Genomic DNA, 17,758 nt, shown 5'->3' with positions numbered 1-17,758 from the left:
TGTTCTGATGCCGCATCAGTCAGCAGTCTCCAGAACGATAAACTGATACGGTTTCAAAATGATCTCTTTTTCTGTGATCTCCACAGCTTTCTGATTATTCAGAAGCACCTCTTTTACTTCTCCCGGCAAAGATACCTTCTGTGACTGTGCCTGCATATTTCCCAGGATCAGAAGATTTTTCTCACCGTTTCTTGTATAGGCGATCAGATTCTTCTGTTCTTCCTGATATGGAGCGAATGTTCCGTATACAAGCGTTTCTTTATATTCCGGAGCTTTTCTCAGTGCAATCAGCTTTTTGTAGAAAGAAAGGAGGGAATCACTATCCATTAACTGGGACTCTATATTGATCTCCTTATAATTGGGATTGACCCCAAGCCACGGCTCTCCTTCTGAAAATCCCGCATTTTTCTCTGCGCTCCACTGTACCGGAGTTCTGGCATTGTCTCTGGAAAATGCGGAAGCAGCATCAAGCGCTTCTTTTTCACTGCATCCGGCACGGAGCGCTACCTGGTATTCATCGATGGTACTGATGTCATCGATCTGATCCATAGAAGTAAACTCCATATTTTCCATACCGATCTCCTGCCCCTGATAAATAAACGGAATTCCCTTCAGCAGGAAATAAACACCTGCCAGGAGTTTCCTTGAATCCGGACAGCGGTCTTCCGGAGAAATATAGTGACAGACACCTCTTGGCTCATCATGATTCTCAATAATGTTGGAGATCATGCCGGTATCCCCAATCTTTTTCTGCGTATGGAAAATACACTTCTTGTACTCTTCCGGAGTCAGGTACGGTTTGGATGCATACCAGCCATCCTCGCTCTTTCCGTAACAGGTTTCTTCAAAATCAAACATGGATGAAAAATATCCGTTTTCTCCGATAAAATCTTTGATCTCATCTTCCTTTTCATTGAAGACCTCTCCTACAGTAAAAGCATCATAGGGATGAAAGCACTTCTCAGCCATCTCTCCCAGAAATTCTCCAATCCCTTCTGCCTCCTCCAGCATCCTCCCGACGCTGCAGAGCCCATCTGCACGATCGGCAGGATAATCGGAAAACGGAAGCTTCTTCTTGATATTGATAATGGCATCAATACGGAATCCGCCAAGCCCTTTTTCCATCCACCAGCGGATGTTTTTGTAGACTTCCTCTCTTAGTTCAGGATTCTCCCAGTTGAGATCCGGCTGCTTCTTGTGGAATACATGGAGATACTGTTTATCCGGATGTCCCGGAAGCTCTTCCCATACCGGACCACCGAAATAGCTTCTCCAGTTGCAGGGAGCTTTATCATCCTTTTTGTCCCGGATATAAAAGAAATTTCCATACTTTCCGTCCGGATCCTTAATGGCCTGCTGAAACCACTCATGCTCATCGGAGCAGTGATTTACCACCAGATCCATAAGGATGTACATTTCTCTTTTTTTTGCTTCTGCGATCAGACGATCCATATCCTCCATGGTCCCAAACCTCGGATCAATCGCATAATAATCTGCAATGTCATATCCCTGGTCTGCAAGGGGAGATTTATAGATTGGGGAAAGCCAGAGGATATCTGCTCCCAGTTCCTTAAGATAATCAAGCTTGCTGATGATTCCCGGGATGTCTCCGATCCCGTCTCCGTTGGAATCATAAAAGCTCTTGGGGTATATCTGATATACCACTTTGTCATGCCACCATTTTCGTTTCATCGTAATTCCTCCTATGCCTGTTTGATCATGCAGTACTGCTTCAGATCAAATCCTTTTTTCTGTACAATGCCGTATAATTTAAATCCGAATTTCTCATACATGGAAACATTTGCCGGATTATGGGTTTCCAGAGAGATCATCAGCTTATGCCTGTCCGCATAATCGATCACCTCATCCATCAGCTTTTCAGCAAGACCGTGATGCTGCATCTTCGGCGCCACTGCCAGATAGATCACATGAAGCCTTTCTGCTGTATGAAGCTGGGAAGTCCAGCTGGAATTCAGATAGTCTTTTCCCTGGATGAATTTCCGCAGGGTCGCAAGACTTGGATCCTCTTTGATCAGATAGCCATCTGTTTTCAGAAGGGCAAAAAAATCCACCATCAGATTATGTAAGGCTGCTTCATGCTCCGTTCCGTCGGATACTACCAGGATACTGTTCAGCTCACTGCTGTCTGCATAGATCTCGCAGGTCTCAAAAAACTCCGTAAGATCACAGGTAAAAAGCTCCGGCATCAGCCGTTCTCTGGTATCCCTGTCCGGGATCAGTGCATGATACAGAGGATCCTCCGAAAAACATACGGTCAATATCCGGATCAGCTTATCCAGATCTTCTTCTTTCACTCGGTATAAATTATGGCTTTCCATTCTTTCCTCCAGATATGGTTTTATTCTGTTCCTTTTTCAAACATATCACTGACCTCGCAGATCAGATTCCTGAGCTTTTCCACTGCACGGATCAGATATTCAATATCATCCGCATAATAACGCTTCTGTCTTTCCCAGGCTTCCTTGAGGCTCTGCTTTTCTGCCTCCAGACTGTCACCCGGCTTCTTTTCCTTCAGGCTTTCCACAAGATCATAAAGGTTCTCATGGTGGATGATCCTGCCCTTTCCCCACATCAGGCGATCCGGGGACTGCTTCAAGATATATTCCGTAAAATGATAAAAGACTTCCCGCTCAAACTGAAAGGCATAACAGTTGTTGTCAATACTGTAAAAAGCCTCCAGCGCAGGTGCGATCTCTCCTTTTTCCAGATATCCCATCGCTTTCTTCAGTGCATAAAGATTGTTCTGCACTGCCTGCTGCGGAAAGATCACATTGTCATCCCAGTCCAGACGTACCAGATAATCCTGGGATTTCCGGAATACACCGAGAAGCTTTTCGGTAATGGCATCGGCTTTTTTCCAGTCACGTTTTTCTTCCGGAAGGCTGTTGAAGTGCCGTACCTGCTCTGCAAGGATGGCAGCTGCTTTTTTTGCCTCTTCTGTTTTTTTCAGAAGGAGTGTACTGTCGGCGCCGGTCTGCATACACAGATCCGTTTCCAGGGTCTTAATACTTTGGTCCAGTACCCGCCCGAAATCCATTGGCGGCAGAGCAAGGCCGTCAATAGCCAGAAGAAGTTTCAGATAAAATTCATGATGGAATCTGTATACCTCTTCCTCATAAACATCCTGGTTATCGTATTGGGAATGATAATAATTTTCCATAAACGGGCCACCGCTGAAATCATTGACCATGGACGGGATCCCGGAAATAGCCATGGTAAAATCATCAGACCAGGTTTCAATGGGATACAACGTGGTCATGCCCTCCGGGTAAATCCCCTCCGGCATCTGCACAGCATCCACGAAGCTGCGCACAAAATCCGCATACTCATAGGTACATCGTACTGCATCTCTGGTACTGTGTGCATGAGCCGGAAGCTCAAAATTCAGATCTGCGATCACGTGCCCCTGCCACTCCGGTCTCGCTTCAAATACCTGGCGGTAAGCACCTGTGGACCAGTCATATTTTGTGTCGGAAATCCCCCATTCTTCTGCTGCAAGAGCACATACCACAATAGTATGGCGAGGTTTATAGCCACCACGGAGCAGCGCCCTGGCAATTCCAATGATCATGGCCACTGCCGCATTATCGTCCTGAAATCCCTCAAAATAAGAATCATAGTGAGCACTTAACAGGATCATGGAATCCGAATCGGTTCCCGGGATTTTGCCAACGATATTGTAGGTATACTGGTCTTTGATCACCTCTGTATCCGCATCAAATTCCACGGAAAGCTCCGGAACACGATTCCCATTCTCATTTTTCTCCTCCATCAGCTGACGGATCATAAGAAAATCTGCCCGTGACATGGAAAATGCAGGCGCACAGGAAGGTCCTGCGATATCCTGTGCATTCAAAGCCGTATCATCGATCTGTGCGTATCCTCTGCTCTGTACGGCGATCAGAGCTGCTGCACCCTTCAGGTGTGCCTGATACACCGGGTAGTTGATCCACCATTCTTCTCTCTGATTGATCTCGATAAGAACCAGCTTTCCTTTCACATCGATATCCTTATATTCGTCAGCTGTACCCTTTCCAAGATATACAAGATCAAACCTCTGAAAGCCATTGGTCTTAAAATCTGTCTGATATGCGCCAAGCTGGATCTCCCGGCAGGTTCCCTCTCTGTCATGGCAGCGCATCACCGCTTTTTTAAATTCCCATGCATCCACACGGATCTTATCTTTTTCTACCTGTGTGAGACCGGCTTTTTTCATTTCTTCCAAAAGCATATCTCCGGTTTTTCGCTCTGCCAGGGAGCCTGCTGTACGGTATCCCAGAACCGGATTTGTTTTTCCTGTTCCATGCGCCTGGCCAGATCATAAGATTCTTTTATATTCAGGCATGAAACACATTTCTCCACGATGTTCAAATTTACTGTCATCCCTTTCTCGGCAGTTCCCTGCCGGCAGTTCCGTCCTCCCGGCAGAGATATTCCTCTAACTGTTATAGATTATACCTTATCAATGTGCGGATTTCCAGATAAAAAAACGCGATTTGTTCTGATCATCAGAGACATGGTGTTGGTGACACCAGACATGGCTTCCATGATCTCTGACTGATTCACAATGGAAAAAGCGTCTTCGTCCTGCTCAAAGCGTTCCATCAGGAGCTCTGTAAACGCATTTTCTGCCGGCTCCAGGCTATCCTCATCTGCTCCGGATGCGTAAAACATGGTCACATCCAGTACATTATCCGCAAGCCTGGTCATAGTAGAAAACGGGATGATCACCATAAGCCTTTTACGCCGTCGTTTCATTTTCCTTAACCTCCAAATATGCTGTGTATGTTCTCTCTGTTTTAAAAAATATTTTTAAAAAAAATAGTGTAAAAGTCTTTGTGTGATCTGTGAAAACCCGGTGAAAAAGGCATCCTATTTTTCATATACAAATACAAATAATTAATTATATTTTCTGTCTGCTACCATTATTTTTTGTATATATTAAATATTATTTTAAAAATTATATATTATTTTCTGGTATTTTTTACCGAAATATGTTATAAAAGAAGTAAGAAAAACTACCGGAAATCAGATATTCCTGCTTCCGGTCCGAGATAAAGGAGGTATCTTTATGGCAAAACGTATTATAACCATCAATCGTATGTTTGGAAGCAACGGACGCCTTATCGGCAAGACTCTGGCTGAAAACCTGGACATCGGTTTTTATGATAAAGAACTGATCGACATGGCTGCCAAGAAAAACAATATCCCCTTCGACACCCTGGCAAAGGTAGACGAGAAAAAAGCCAGTCAGTGGGTATTCCCCGTTGACAGTGAGCTGCAGTTTACAGATAATTTCTCTTTTGTACCAATGAACGATGTGCTCTATGATCTCCAGAGAAAGATCATCCTGTCCCTTCCGCAGAGAGAGGACTGCGTAATTGTCGGCCGCTGTGCAACCAGTATCCTGAAGGATAAATCACTTAAACTTTTTATCCATGCACCTTTTGAGGAAAGAGTTCAGAATGTGATACGCCGTACCGGCAGAGAAGAAGCCAGCGCACGGAAGCTGGTCAAAAAAATGGATAAAGAGAGAAAGGCTTACTATGAATACTTTACAGACAGCAAATGGCTGGATATGACACAGTATGATCTCTGTATTGACAGCAGCCGGTTTTCTATGGAGCAGATTATTGAGATTGTAAAGAGATGTCTTTAGGATTCTTTTTTCTGAAATTTTTTTCTGAAAAATGTTTTTACGCTTTGGAAGCGTAAGTGAAACCGCAGGGGAGGGGAAGCACTCGTAGTTGCGAAAGGCCGTTTCCCCTCCCCTGCACCCCTTCCTTCAGGCCCCGCTAGAAATCGTACGTTTTTGGTCATGTTATGTTACTGACAGGGCGATGGATTCTGCGTTTGTTTAAAACGCCAGGCTGTGCCGATCTCATCGGCATAACACCTTTCAACAAGAAGACGTATCCTTCCCACCATTCCAACACATTGAGCAACACCAAAATATTTATTGACCAGACGCTATTCTTCCCACACCTCCAACTGCGGACGCTCAACTCATCAAAACGTAAGGACAGGACACCACGCGTCCGCTTCCACCTCTCCGTCTGAAACGTCAGCAGGGGAAGTGACAGTCCTCCGGGCTGCTACGGAGGAGGGGTGATGATGGTTAGGTTGCGGGAGACGACGTTATTGCGGAAGGGCCCAGCTGTTTGAGCCGAAGGCGAGTTCTGGGCCCTTCCGCAATGGTTTTAGCCGGCTCACGGAACCTTAGCAGCATCCCCCGACGGAGTCCGGCCCGGAGGACTGTCACTTCCCCTGCGTCCGTTCACCAATATACTCTTTCAAAAACTCATATATATCCCCCTCCAACGGCGGACACCCCTCCACATAATTCTGAAACTTACAGGTACAGTGTCCCACACCAAGCACTCCCGTCTTACCACGATACCCCTGTCCGATGCAGATCTTTTCATCCAGCTTCTCAAAAAGCCCCTCTTCCTTCAGCATCTCCAATGCCGGGATCAGATACCCGTAGCAGGCACTGCAGGATTCCACTTCCTCCACGGCATCCGCAAGCTCCACAACCTTTCTGGATACCGGCATCCTCTGATCCGCACCATCCTCCAGAAATCTGACATCTGCTTTTGAAATATCTGAACAGCCCACTCCAAGCTCACCTGCCAGCTTCACATAAGGAACCTCAGCTACCTCATAATGCATCATCTGACACACATATGCATCCACAAGAACCGGATCACAGGCAGCAATCACCCGGTTCATCACAACAGGATTTCCGCCATCTTCAAAATCCAGATCCCCGCAGATATTATCCACAACAATAAAGTCCTGCTGTATCCCCATATTCAGATGAGCAATGGGTTTATGAAGCCCCAGAGAATGAAACCGTCTCTTTTCCTTATTTGGGATCAACCCCTTCATATTCTTAAGGGCACAGGTGATCTTTGTCTGACAATGGCCTTTCAGAACTGGCACATTGATCAGAAAATCAAGCTCCTTTACCCGCTCGCAGACATTCAGCTCCATTCCGCCGCAGTCCACAGAAATACCCTTATCCTTCTGCATATCCCAGAACGGCACCTGATACTCTTCCTCAAGCCTGTCAAAGCCACAGGTCTCAAAGGCCTCCCTTGTCTTATCTCCTACCCAGGATCCCTCCAGCATCACCATATCCCGGAAGCCATGCTCCTTCAGATACTCGATAATTCCTGCAACCACTTCCGGATGAGTCGTTGCACCCCAGGAAGCCTCTGAAGGAGAAACCAGATTCGGCTTGATCCCGATCTTTTTCTTTCTGTCCCCGATATGAGATTGAAGATCCGCTTTTTCCAGAAGCTCCTTTGTCATTCTTTTATATTCCGTACCACTGGTAATAAAAATCTGATTTTTATCCATAATTATCAAAATTCCTTTCTTTCTGCAATGTGAATGTTGATCCAGATCCACACCAAAGCCCTGCAAAGCTTTTATCATCAGATGAGCCAGACAAAACAGCCGACAAATACAGCAGTCATCACATGCATCACAATCATAAAAAATACCCTCTCTACCGGTTTCCCGGTAAAAGGATATTTTATCCGACACAGCAGTCTCGTATTATCTTTCGATCTTTGCCCCGTTCCACCATGGGAATTCTCGGTTCAGCCATTTTCCTGCAAGCTCACTCCATGGTTCACAGGCTCTTGCGATTCCTCTGCCGTTTTCGTTGGCAGTCAGCTCATTTGCCAGGCCGATCCCATGGGGTCCCTGCGGAAAAACATGATACTCCACTGGAATGCCCTTTTTATAGAGTGCCTGAACAAAGAGAAGTGTATTATCCAGCAGCACCGTCTGATCCTCAAAGGTATGCCAGATAAAGGTTCTGGGTGTATCTTCCGTAACCTGAAATTCCAGAGACATCCGATCTTTCAGCTCCTCATAACGATCTCCCAGAAGATTTCGAAAGCTTTCTTCATGACCAACTTCCCCTGAAGTGATCACCGGATAATTCAGGATCATGCCATTGGGACGGATCCTCTCGTTTTCCATTCCCGTGATCCCTGCAAGCTCCTCCGTATTCCAGAATACTCCCAGAGAAGCTGCCAGATGGCCTCCTGCCGAAAAACCGGACACAATGATCTTATTCTTTTCAATATGCCACTTATCGCTGTTCTCTCTGAGAAGAGCTACTGTTTTTGCCAGCTGACGGAGAGCCACCGGATATCTGGCAGGTGCCACACTATAACGAAGTACCACTGTGTGATAGCCCATTCCCATAAACCGGACAGCAATGGCTTCTGCCTCTCTGTCAGAAGTCATGCCATAAGCTCCGCCCGGACAGATCACTATGACCGGACGCTTCTGTCCCGGATAGAGTTCTTCCGACTCCTGCCAGAAATAGGTCTCTATCCATGCCTCATTATAGTCCTTTGTTTTTTCTTCGATCACAATTCTTTCGTTGATCATTCCGACTTTCCCTTCTTCATTTCATTGCTTCTCTGATCGCTGCAAGAAGTTCATCGTACTCTTCGTAAGCCGGAATTTCCGGATGATCTGCACGGATCTGCTCTGTGCTGCGGAAAAGGAATCCTGCTTTGCTTGCCTGGATCATTCCGAGATCATTGTAGGAATCTCCGCTTGCGATAGTCTCAAATCCCATGGACTGCAGTGCCTTCACAGTTGTCAGCTTAGATTTCTCACAGCGCATCTTAAAGCCTGTGATCTCTCCGTTCTCTGCTACTTCCAAGGAATTACAGAAAAGTGTCGGCCGTCCAAGCTTCTCCATCAGCGGAGTTGCAAACTGTGTAAAGGTATCACTGATCAGTATCACCTGGGAAAAAGATCTCAGCTCATCCAGAAATTCCTTTGCTCCCGGAAGGGGATCGATCTTTGCAATAGTCTCCTGGATCTCTTTCAGTCCCAGACCATGTTCTTTCAGAATTCCAAGTCTCCAGTTCATCAGCTTATCATAATCCGGCTCATCACGGGTTGTTCTCTTGAGCTCCGGGATTCCGCTTGCCTCTGCAAATGCGATCCAGATCTCCGGTACCAGTACACCTTCTACGTCCAGACATGTAATATACATCTTTCATATCCTCCTCTTGATCCAACTTACCGTTGATATTTCACAGAGTCTGACTCCTTCCGGCTGTCAGAACTCTTTAATCTTTTAGCGCTTTACCCTGATATTACCATATGCTCTCAAGGTCTGTAAACAGTTTTATTTTTTCTTCTTTTCCGATTCATAAATCTTCAGCTCTTTCAGTGCTTTTTCCCCAAGAGGATACAGCATGAAAATATTAAAGATCGTCATCAGGCCGATTCCTACATCTCCCAGATCCCATACAAATGTGTAAGCCGCGATCCCACCGATAAACAGCATCACCAGTGCCAGCACCTTATATCCTGTCTGTGAACCCCAGTTATCACCGAAAAGATAAGCCACATTGCCTCTTGCATAAAACAGGATTCCCAGAAATGTGGAAAAGCTGAACATAAACAGTGTTGCAGCAATAAAGATCACTCCAAACTGCCCCATATGATAATGCATGGCAGTCTGAAGAAGTTCCATTCCGGAAAGCCCCTGTACCAGATCTTCCGGGGCCAGAAGCATGATCATAGCTGTACAGCTGCAGATCACGATCGTATCCACAAATACACCCAGAGCCTGGACAAATCCGGCTTTTACCGGACTGTCACATTCTGCTGCCGCTGCTGCACAGGGAGCGGAGCCGCTTCCCGCCTCATTGGAAAAAAGGCCTCTTTTTACTCCGTTCATCAGCACGACGCCAAATCCGCCGGCAACAGCCTGACGAAATCCGAAAGCTTCTTCAAAAATCCGCTTAAATACTCCCGGCATACTTCCAAGATTTGTAAATATAATAAACAGCGTGATCACAAAATAAAGCACTGCCATCACCGGCACCAGAAGATCCAGAACTTTAACCGTTGCATTCTTCCGAAGCACGATCACAGCTGCGATCACTACCAGCACGATGGTAGTATACAGCGGCGGAATATCAAAAGCATTTTTGAAAGACGCCGTGACGGAATTGCTGATAACCTGACTGATCCCACACCAGCAGATCAGGCCGGAAATGGCAAACAGAACGGAAAGCAGAACCTTTTTTCGTTTTCTGCCCTGTTTTTCTTCCCAGTAGCGATGGATATAGTAGGCAGGACCGCCCCTGTAGCCACCGTAAAGAGGATCCTTTTCTTTATAGAGCTGTGCCAGGGTCGCTTCGATAAAAGCAGTAGAGGAACCGATCAGCGCCGTAATCCACATCCAGAATACCGCTCCTGCACCTCCTGCCGAGATCGCAGCTACCACCCCGACCAGGTTTCCCATTCCCACACGGGTAGCTGTAGATACGATCAGCGTCTGAAATGCTGAAAGATTATTTTTGTCACTTTTCTTTTCTGACAGGGCTCGTACCATATCCGGAAAAAGACGGATCGGCAGAAGCTTTGTCCTGATGGTAAAATAGATACCGGTCGGAATCAGAAGCAGGATCAGAAGTGAGATTCCCAGCGTACTTCCTCCCGGAAGCGGGATCCTTATCAGATCTCCCCACAGAAATGTATAGACCTTTTCGATCATTGTTACTATCATGTTACTGTTTCCTTTCCCCAATCACCCCATGTGATCGTTTTGTTCTCTTTTTCTGCCCGTTGTTTGTATTTATTTCTGCAACGTTTTAAACGGGCAAAGCGTATCTTTCATTATAATAGCTTTCTGTTTGTATGTAAAGAAAAATCCCGAATCTTTCGATCCGGAATTTTTTCGTATTGGTAACTTTTCTGTTATTCGACAGATTTCTGATATCTGTCTATTTTTATGAGCATAGCTGCATTTTACTCTCAGCCAGCCAGGTGGAACATCTCGATCAGGAATATCCAGCTCATTCCATAGTATGTTATCACGGCTACAAGGTCATTCATCGTAGTGATCAGAGGACCTGAGGCTACTGCCGGGTCCACACCAACCTTTTTGAAAAACAGCGGTATGCAGGTTCCCACTGCACTGGATACCAGCATGGCCACCAGCAGGGATAATCCGATACAGCCGGATACCGCATAGGCAAATACGAGTGTTTTTCCTTTGAATAAGAAAATATACAATCCGATCAGTACAAAAGACAGAATACCGAGCAAACCACCGTTGCAAAGACCAATCCGCATTTCCTTCAGCACAAGCTCTGCTTTCTGTCTGCCCGTCAGCGTCTCATCCATCAGTACACGGATGGTTACAGCCAGGGACTGGGTTCCAACATTTCCTGCCATATCCAGGATCAGAGACTGAAAGCACATGATGATCGGCAGACAGGTAACTACTTTTTCAAACATTCCCACAACAGAAGATACCACCATACCAAGGCCCAGAAGAACGATCAGCCAAGGCATTCTTTTTTTCATGCTTTCAAAAAGAGGTTCCTTCAGATCTTCCTCTGCAGTCAGACCGGCCAGCTTTGCATAATCCTCTCCCATCTCATCGTCTACCAGATCGATGATCCCTGCGGATGTGATCACTCCAAGGAAACGATTGTCATCGTCCAGTACAGGAATGGAATCTTCAGAATAATCCTTCAGCCGTTCCATACAGTCATCGATCTGCTCAGTGCCATACACATATGGATAGGAAGTTACGATCAGCTCTTCCATAGGGTGGTCCTGTCTTGCTGTGATCAGATCCTTCAGATCCAGGGCTCCATAAAACTCCCCTCTGTCCGTCACTGCAAAGATCGTAGAAATATTATCATTATCTGCCGCCTGGGAAACCAGCTCACTCATAGCCTGCTTTACGGTCAGGTTTTCACGGATCACAATGCAGTTCGTTGTCATTCTGCTTCCGATCTCATCCTCATCAAAGGAGCGGATCATTTCAATATCTTTCCGCACCTGTTCATCCAGAAGCTGGATCAGAAGCTTGCGTTTTTCTTTATCAATCTGCTTTAAAACATCTGCCAGGGCATCGGTTTCCATTTTGGAAAGAATGGCTGCCGCTTTTTTTACATCCATCTCTTCCAGATATTGTACAGTTTCTTCTTCCTCCAGATATTCAAAAACATCTGCCAGCATACTGCTTTCCAGGATACGGTATAGTCTGCTGCGCTCCGCAGTGCTTAATTCTCTTAATACTTCCGCCAGATCGTTTTCGTGAAAATCTTGCAGCCTTTCACTTAAAACTGCCGGAGAAACACTGCTTCGGATCAGACTCAGAATATCTTTTGAAAAATCCTGATTTCTTTTTGTCATTTTCTCATCCTCCTCACATAGTTTCGCACAAAACACGCACACCAAAAACAGACATGTTAAAGCATGTCTATGTGCTGTTTGATTTTCGATTGTGTTTCCTTGGGATTTGAGTATAAAGCGAAATGAATTTATACATGATCGCCTTACTGTAAGATTCTCAGAATGAGAAGAATGAAAAAGATATCTATTATAATCCTGCTACAATTATAATGTAATAATACCGTACAGATTCTGATGGCACCGATACATCCTGTCAAATATATCCTTCTGATATACAGACATAATATTCTCACAGATATTCTGTACACTTAAAACAGAATGGAACAGCCTCATCCCTCTCTGTTTTTTCCATCTTTCACTCCGAGAGCTACAACTTCGCCCATGAGAATCACAACTGTCCATTCTGTTCACCTGCCTTTTTTCTTAAAATATCTTATCAACCCGGCCATTATAACGTTCCCGGCCGGGTTTTGTCAACCGGATTTATGGTTAAATTTATTGTAAATCCGGGTAAAATTTTATGCTTCACAGAGGTAGATGTTTATGCAGCAGCATTTGCGTTGATCGTATCAATGACTTTTTTTATTCCAAGCCAAACACCCATATCTGTAAAGATTTCCGAAATGCTTCCACGATCCGTAAACGGAGATTCCAGCAAAACAGAAAGATCCTTCATCATTCCATTATGAACAATATACTCAATGATCTGATTTACAAAATAAATCTGCCTGCTGTCCAGATTTACATCCTCAAGATACTTTGAAAAAGCTTCCTTTGCTGCATTCATATCAAGACCTACCATTTCTCTGACAAATTCTCCCAATGGCTTTCTGCCAAATTCTGCTTCATAATCCTCTTTTGTACCAAGCTCTCTCCAGAGAATTTTTTCCAGTTCAGCTACATCTTTTTCTGTAAGTGACTGATTCTTTTTCAGCTTAGCTATTACATGGTTATCCTGATGCTGTCGGACATAATATTCTACTCGTACTTTATAATTTTCCAGATCATCGTTTTCCAATTCTGCTTCTTTCCATTCCGTTGAAAGAATTTCGTCTGTAAAATTGGTCATATATTTATTCCTGCTCTTATCCGGAATATACTTCATAAGATCTCTCAGATTTTTCCTGATATTTTCAAATTCATCAATTCCTGCATTTTCCACATAATCTGTATGCAAAATCTGATCGATCAGCTCTGTCTGTGCCTGAATCTCCGGTATATTTGCCACTCCGGCAATTCCGGAAACCTTTTTTAAAAGATCTTTTCGCGCACTTGTATATTTCTTTCCAACCAGAGATGCAAGTTCTATTCCATACATAAGTGCATCAAAACGTACTGCTGTTACTTCATCACTTTCAGGCAAAATCAAGGGTGCAACCTCTTCCCGTACAAGTAAAGTATCTTCATAAGTAAGCATCTGATAGTTCGACTCTTCTGAATATAATTCTACATATTTCAAATGTTGGCGAACTGTAAAACTATCTCTTGGGAGCTCTTTTACTTTTTCAGTCATGTGCTTTACAAGTGCAGTCCTGTACGCAGTTAATTTATCTTTCTGATATTTAATATCCTGAAGCTTGTACGAAATCTCAAACTGAAGATTAAAAACTGCACTTTGCAACGCCATCAGATTTGCGCTTGCTTTTCCTTTATTCATTCGGAAAAACTCAAAATTTCCACAAAAATCAAAAATGTAAAACTTTTTCTTATCTTCCCCATCCAACAATCCCGGGCATAGTCTTGTTCCTCGTCCGATCATCTGCCAGAATTTTGCTTTACTCATAACTTTCTTAAAGAATACAAGATTAAGAACTTCAGGTACATCAATTCCCGTATCTAACATATCTACAGAAATTGCGATCTGCGGTAGTTTTTTCGGATCTGAAAACTCATCAATTGCACTCTGTGCATATTTCATTCTGTTATCGATCACCATAGCATAATTCTTTAAATGCGGATATTCCTTATTAAAAATCTCAAGGATCTTTTCCGCATGATCATGATTTTTCGCAAAAATAATTGTTTTTCCAATCTTCTGTCCGTATTCAATTTTAATTCCATCTCTCATCAGGACATGAAGAATTTTTTTAATGGTATCTTCGTTAAAAATCCAGGTATTCAATGCAGCCGAATTTATCGCTTCCGGAATCTTTCCATTTTCGTCTTCAAAAGTATTTTCATAGATTTCTTTATCTGCTTCTGAAAGTTCATCATATACAATTCCCTGATCAATAAATTTCACCCTGGATTCCACCGAAAGATAATCAACCAGATATCCATCCTTAACCGCCTGCGCCAGATCATATCCATAAGTGGGATCTCCGTTTGCCAGTTCAAATACTTCATATGTATTTTTGTCAATCTCATCTTTTGGTGTTGCGGTAAGTCCTACAAGCAGTGCATCAAAATATGTAAAAATATCTTTATATTTATTATAAATGGATCTGTGCGCTTCATCACAAATGATCAGATCAAAATGACCACTGGTAAAAACTTTTCCTTCTTTGTCATTTATCGTATCAATACAGTTTATCATGGTCTGATATGTGGAGAAAACACATCGCGACATATAATTATTCTTTTCTTCAACCAGATTTGTACAGGAAAAATCCTGCATCCAGTTTACAAAACTTCTTTTCGCCTGTGTTACCAGTGAATTTCTGTCCGCCAGAAAAAGTATATTCTTTACCCAGCCCGCATCAACCAGTACCTTGCACAAAGCCATTACTGTTCTGGTTTTTCCGGAACCTGTGGCCATAACAAGCAGGGCTTTTCTCCGATTCTTTTCATCAAAGCTCTGGCATACTGCTTTTATCGCGGCTTCCTGATAATAGCGGTCTGCTATCTTTTTATCTACAGAAATATTTTGCAGGCTTGTCCGCATACTCAAAAGGTTAAACCATTTCTCCAGATCCCGTTTGGAATAAATAACTGAACATTTTCTTTCCGGATATTGTCCGTCTATGATCCGGGTTTCAAAACCATTGGTAAGGAAAATTACCGGACGCCGTTCATATTTCTTTTCCAGCAGATCTGCGTAAAGTTTCGCCTGCTGCCTGCCCTCAGCAATATCCTTGCAGGTACGTTTTGCTTCTATAATTGCCAGAGGTTTATTCATATCATCATAGAGAACATAATCAATACGTCCAATCCCTGATTTATTCGGCATTCCTGTCACAGTCATCTCATTTAACCAGTCTTTTCCCTGTGTCCATCCTGCATCAATGAGCATGGAATCTATGTAAAGTTTTCTGGTTTCATATTCAGACAGATCCAGAGGTTTCGGAACATATGTCTGCTGCTGTTTCTCGTGGCGTGCGGACAGTTCTTCCCTGAGGAAAGTATTTTCTGCCATCAGTTTTTGTAGATCCAGTTCCTGCTGAGCAGTTTTTTCTTGTTCTTTCAGAAGTGTTTCCTTTGCTTTTCTGGCTGTTTCCCTGGATGCCTTTGCCTTCTCAATTCTGCCATCAATAATCGACTTGTCAAATGGATGCTCCTGATACTGTTCTCCATAACAATATGCAACGTAATCTAAAAAATCGACAGATTTTCAAGACACAGCATCGCTGCATCTCTGCCAGGTTTTTTATTGCTATGTGCCACACTGTTTCCACATCTGCGGATATAATCCATCCGTTTCCAAAGATCCGGTCCCACTAACTGTCTGAATTCCTCTGCATTCATCAGAGTATGAAGATTATCCTGGTACGGAATCTGCAAACTGTTTTCCACAGAATACAACCATTTTACAGCAAATTCCATAGCCCGGCGACTGTTAAGAATACTCGCATCCGGATCTGCTAATATGATCTTCTCCGCAGAGATGGCAACATTCGCAAATGCAGAGAATTTTGATTCATTTTTTAAATAATCAAAGTTTGTTACCATTGTGAAATCTCCCTCTTTTACTTTCACTTTACATTGACAATAAATTCATTACCAAATTAACCATAATATCTTTTTCTTTTGGATCTGACTCTGCAATCATCAATGTAATTGCTACTAATGCACCATCACTTATCCTTTTCTGTCCATCTTTGTAGAGTACATCATTGCGAGCTAAAAATTCCAAAAATAACGATGCAGCAATTCTCTTACATCCATCAGCATAGGGATGATCTTTTATCATAAAATACAAAAGATTAGCGGCTTTCTCTTCTAAAGAAGGATAAACCTCTCCTCCGAAAACATTTTGGTAAATTGCTGCAAGAATACCTTCAACTTTCCCCGTTTCTTTTTCAACACCAAAGACATCCGAATGAAATGAATCTTCCATTGCATTCACCATATTTCTACAATCCTCGTATGTAATTCTGTATATAGCTTTATTTCCTGCAGGCTTTTTAATCGACTGGTGATCATACTGGTCTAATAACATCAAGGCATTTGTATATAAATCAACAGCTTTTAGCACCTCTGCTTCATCTATTTCCAAAGTACATGCAAGCATTTTGGTTTGAATATTTACTGTTCTCTGTAAGGCTTCTAATCTTTTTTTATTGATTGCATAGCCTTGTAGGATATACTGTTTCAGAACATTATTTGCCCATTTTCTAAATTCTACACCTCTGTTAGATTTGACTCTATAGCCTATAGAAATAATCATATCTAAATTATAATGTTCTACTTGATACACTTTTCCATCTGAAGCAGTTGTCGCAAAAATTTTGCGACAACTGAATTATCCAGTTCTTCTTTTAATGCATTATTAATATGTTTACCAATTGTCTTTACATCTCTTCCAAATAATTTAGCTAGCTGATTCCTATTAAGCCATACGGTATTATTTTTGACAGACACAGTTAATTTTATTTCCTTATCAGCAGTTTCAAATAAGATTATTTCATTTTGCATATTTAACCCTCTTCTGAAAATATACCATTGTAAATTTCATTCCCATCGCAGTAAGCAATTTCTCTCATGTGTCTTCATAAAACATTTCTTTTGCTTTATTTCACTTTCTCGATTGTATCGTGACATATATAATTCCATTTTCTATAAAAGCTGATTGATAAATTTTGATTTGTTGACTTGTTTGACGAAGTCGGAAAACTGTTCCTGCAAATCCATCGGTGGAATAATAAACTCTTTTTCCTCAAGCTTCGATTTAGACAATATACCTTTTAATGCCATATTTATATCTTCCACAAGATAATCCTTGGACATCTGAAGCAGCACATACAAAAACAGAATATTGTATTGTTCAGGTACTACTGCATTAATCTGCTGGTTAAATGCCACTATTCTATCTGTAATGCAAACTCTACCAATACTTGCTATACTTCCAGCAATACAAGCCATAAGAATAGAATCCTTTTCAACTGTACGTCCAACATTCATACCCTTTTCAGACAAACTCTCTGTCGCTTGAGTTGGATTAAGAATTCCAGAAACAATATTATCTGTCTTTATCCATTCTATATAATCACCATAATATTCTGCTATTGCTCGTGAAGGTGTATTGCCAGTAATAACTTTGCACGTATCTTTTAACATCTTCTTCTCGAATCCAAACGGATTACTTCTAGGGTCT

At 42.9% G+C, this 17,758-nt stretch carries 15 protein-coding genes; 1 reads left to right on the top strand and 14 read right to left on the bottom strand.

Going from position 1 to position 17,758, the window contains the following annotated elements; all coding sequences use genetic code 11:
- Positions 1 to 15 precede the first annotated feature (15 nt).
- The 4 genes from CK1_RS02345 to CK1_RS02330 all read right to left on the bottom strand — a co-directional run bounded on the left by CK1_RS02345 (position 16) and on the right by CK1_RS02330 (position 4,779).
- Entirely contained in the window at positions 16 to 1,692 is a 1,677-nt protein-coding gene (locus tag CK1_RS02345; RefSeq protein WP_015524715.1) for an alpha-glucosidase, read from the bottom strand.
- 11 nt (positions 1,693 to 1,703) lie between these two features.
- Positions 1,704 to 2,339, bottom strand: a complete 636-nt coding sequence (locus CK1_RS02340) for a GNAT family N-acetyltransferase (RefSeq protein ID WP_015524714.1) — start codon at positions 2,337 to 2,339, stop codon at positions 1,704 to 1,706.
- A 20-nt stretch (positions 2,340 to 2,359) separates the two neighbouring features.
- The gene (locus CK1_RS02335) at positions 2,360 to 4,252 is read right to left on the bottom strand and encodes a M28 family peptidase (protein ID WP_015524713.1); all 1,893 of its coding nucleotides are present in this window, start codon (positions 4,250 to 4,252) and stop codon (positions 2,360 to 2,362) included.
- Positions 4,253 to 4,473: 221 nt separating this feature from the next.
- Positions 4,474 to 4,779 carry a hypothetical protein gene (locus CK1_RS02330; RefSeq protein ID WP_015524711.1) on the bottom strand — a complete coding sequence of 102 codons (306 nt, stop codon included), beginning with the start codon at positions 4,777 to 4,779 and terminating at the stop codon, positions 4,474 to 4,476.
- 313 nt (positions 4,780 to 5,092) lie between these two features.
- Here CK1_RS02330 and CK1_RS02325 point away from each other — a divergent pair, with 313 nt between their 5' ends.
- Positions 5,093 to 5,680, top strand: coding sequence for a cytidylate kinase-like family protein (locus CK1_RS02325; RefSeq protein WP_015524710.1), 588 nt, complete (start codon positions 5,093 to 5,095; stop codon positions 5,678 to 5,680).
- Positions 5,681 to 6,279: 599 nt separating this feature from the next.
- Here the strand turns inward: CK1_RS02325 and CK1_RS02320 are convergent.
- The 10 genes from CK1_RS02320 to CK1_RS02280 all read right to left on the bottom strand — a co-directional run.
- Positions 6,280 to 7,386, bottom strand: a complete 1,107-nt coding sequence (locus tag CK1_RS02320; RefSeq protein WP_173723360.1) for a DUF362 domain-containing protein — start codon at positions 7,384 to 7,386, stop codon at positions 6,280 to 6,282.
- 201 nt (positions 7,387 to 7,587) lie between these two features.
- On the bottom strand, positions 7,588 to 8,436 hold the full coding sequence (locus tag CK1_RS02315) for an alpha/beta hydrolase (protein WP_015524709.1): 849 nt from the start codon (positions 8,434 to 8,436) through the stop codon (positions 7,588 to 7,590).
- Positions 8,437 to 8,452: 16 nt separating this feature from the next.
- Entirely contained in the window at positions 8,453 to 9,055 is a 603-nt protein-coding gene (thrH, locus tag CK1_RS02310) for a bifunctional phosphoserine phosphatase/homoserine phosphotransferase ThrH (RefSeq protein ID WP_015524708.1), read from the bottom strand.
- A gap of 135 nt (positions 9,056 to 9,190) precedes the next feature.
- Positions 9,191 to 10,582 carry an alanine/glycine:cation symporter family protein gene (locus CK1_RS02305; protein WP_015524707.1) on the bottom strand — a complete coding sequence of 464 codons (1,392 nt, stop codon included), beginning with the start codon at positions 10,580 to 10,582 and terminating at the stop codon, positions 9,191 to 9,193.
- Positions 10,583 to 10,830: 248 nt separating this feature from the next.
- Entirely contained in the window at positions 10,831 to 12,225 is a 1,395-nt protein-coding gene (gene mgtE / locus CK1_RS02300) for a magnesium transporter (protein WP_015524706.1), read from the bottom strand.
- A 541-nt stretch (positions 12,226 to 12,766) separates the two neighbouring features.
- Positions 12,767 to 15,580, bottom strand: a complete 2,814-nt coding sequence (locus CK1_RS02295; protein WP_015524705.1) for a type I restriction endonuclease subunit R — start codon at positions 15,578 to 15,580, stop codon at positions 12,767 to 12,769.
- A gap of 176 nt (positions 15,581 to 15,756) precedes the next feature.
- A complete protein-coding gene (locus tag CK1_RS17875) occupies positions 15,757 to 16,113 on the bottom strand; it encodes a DUF4145 domain-containing protein (protein ID WP_015524704.1) in 357 nt (118 codons plus the stop codon).
- 28 nt (positions 16,114 to 16,141) lie between these two features.
- Positions 16,142 to 16,861 (bottom strand): type II toxin-antitoxin system death-on-curing family toxin, encoded by a 720-nt coding sequence (locus CK1_RS02290; protein ID WP_306288694.1) that lies wholly within the window; start codon positions 16,859 to 16,861, stop codon positions 16,142 to 16,144.
- Positions 16,849 to 17,079: a virulence RhuM family protein gene (locus tag CK1_RS02285; RefSeq protein ID WP_015524703.1), complete on the bottom strand. Its 231-nt coding sequence runs from the start codon at positions 17,077 to 17,079 to the stop codon at positions 16,849 to 16,851. The genes CK1_RS02290 and CK1_RS02285 overlap by 13 nt, the downstream gene beginning before the upstream one ends.
- Before the next feature lie 141 nt (positions 17,080 to 17,220).
- The coding region (locus CK1_RS02280) for a restriction endonuclease subunit S (protein WP_306288693.1) at positions 17,221 to 17,758 on the bottom strand (538 nt) is incomplete at its 5' end.

The sequence above is a fragment of the Ruminococcus sp. SR1/5 genome (genome assembly GCF_000209835.1).
GTDB lineage: Bacteria > Bacillota > Clostridia > Lachnospirales > Lachnospiraceae > Blautia_A > Blautia_A fusiformis.
The sequence above is the reverse complement of the archived record's forward strand: the minus strand, read 5'-3'. Positions and strand labels throughout refer to the sequence as shown.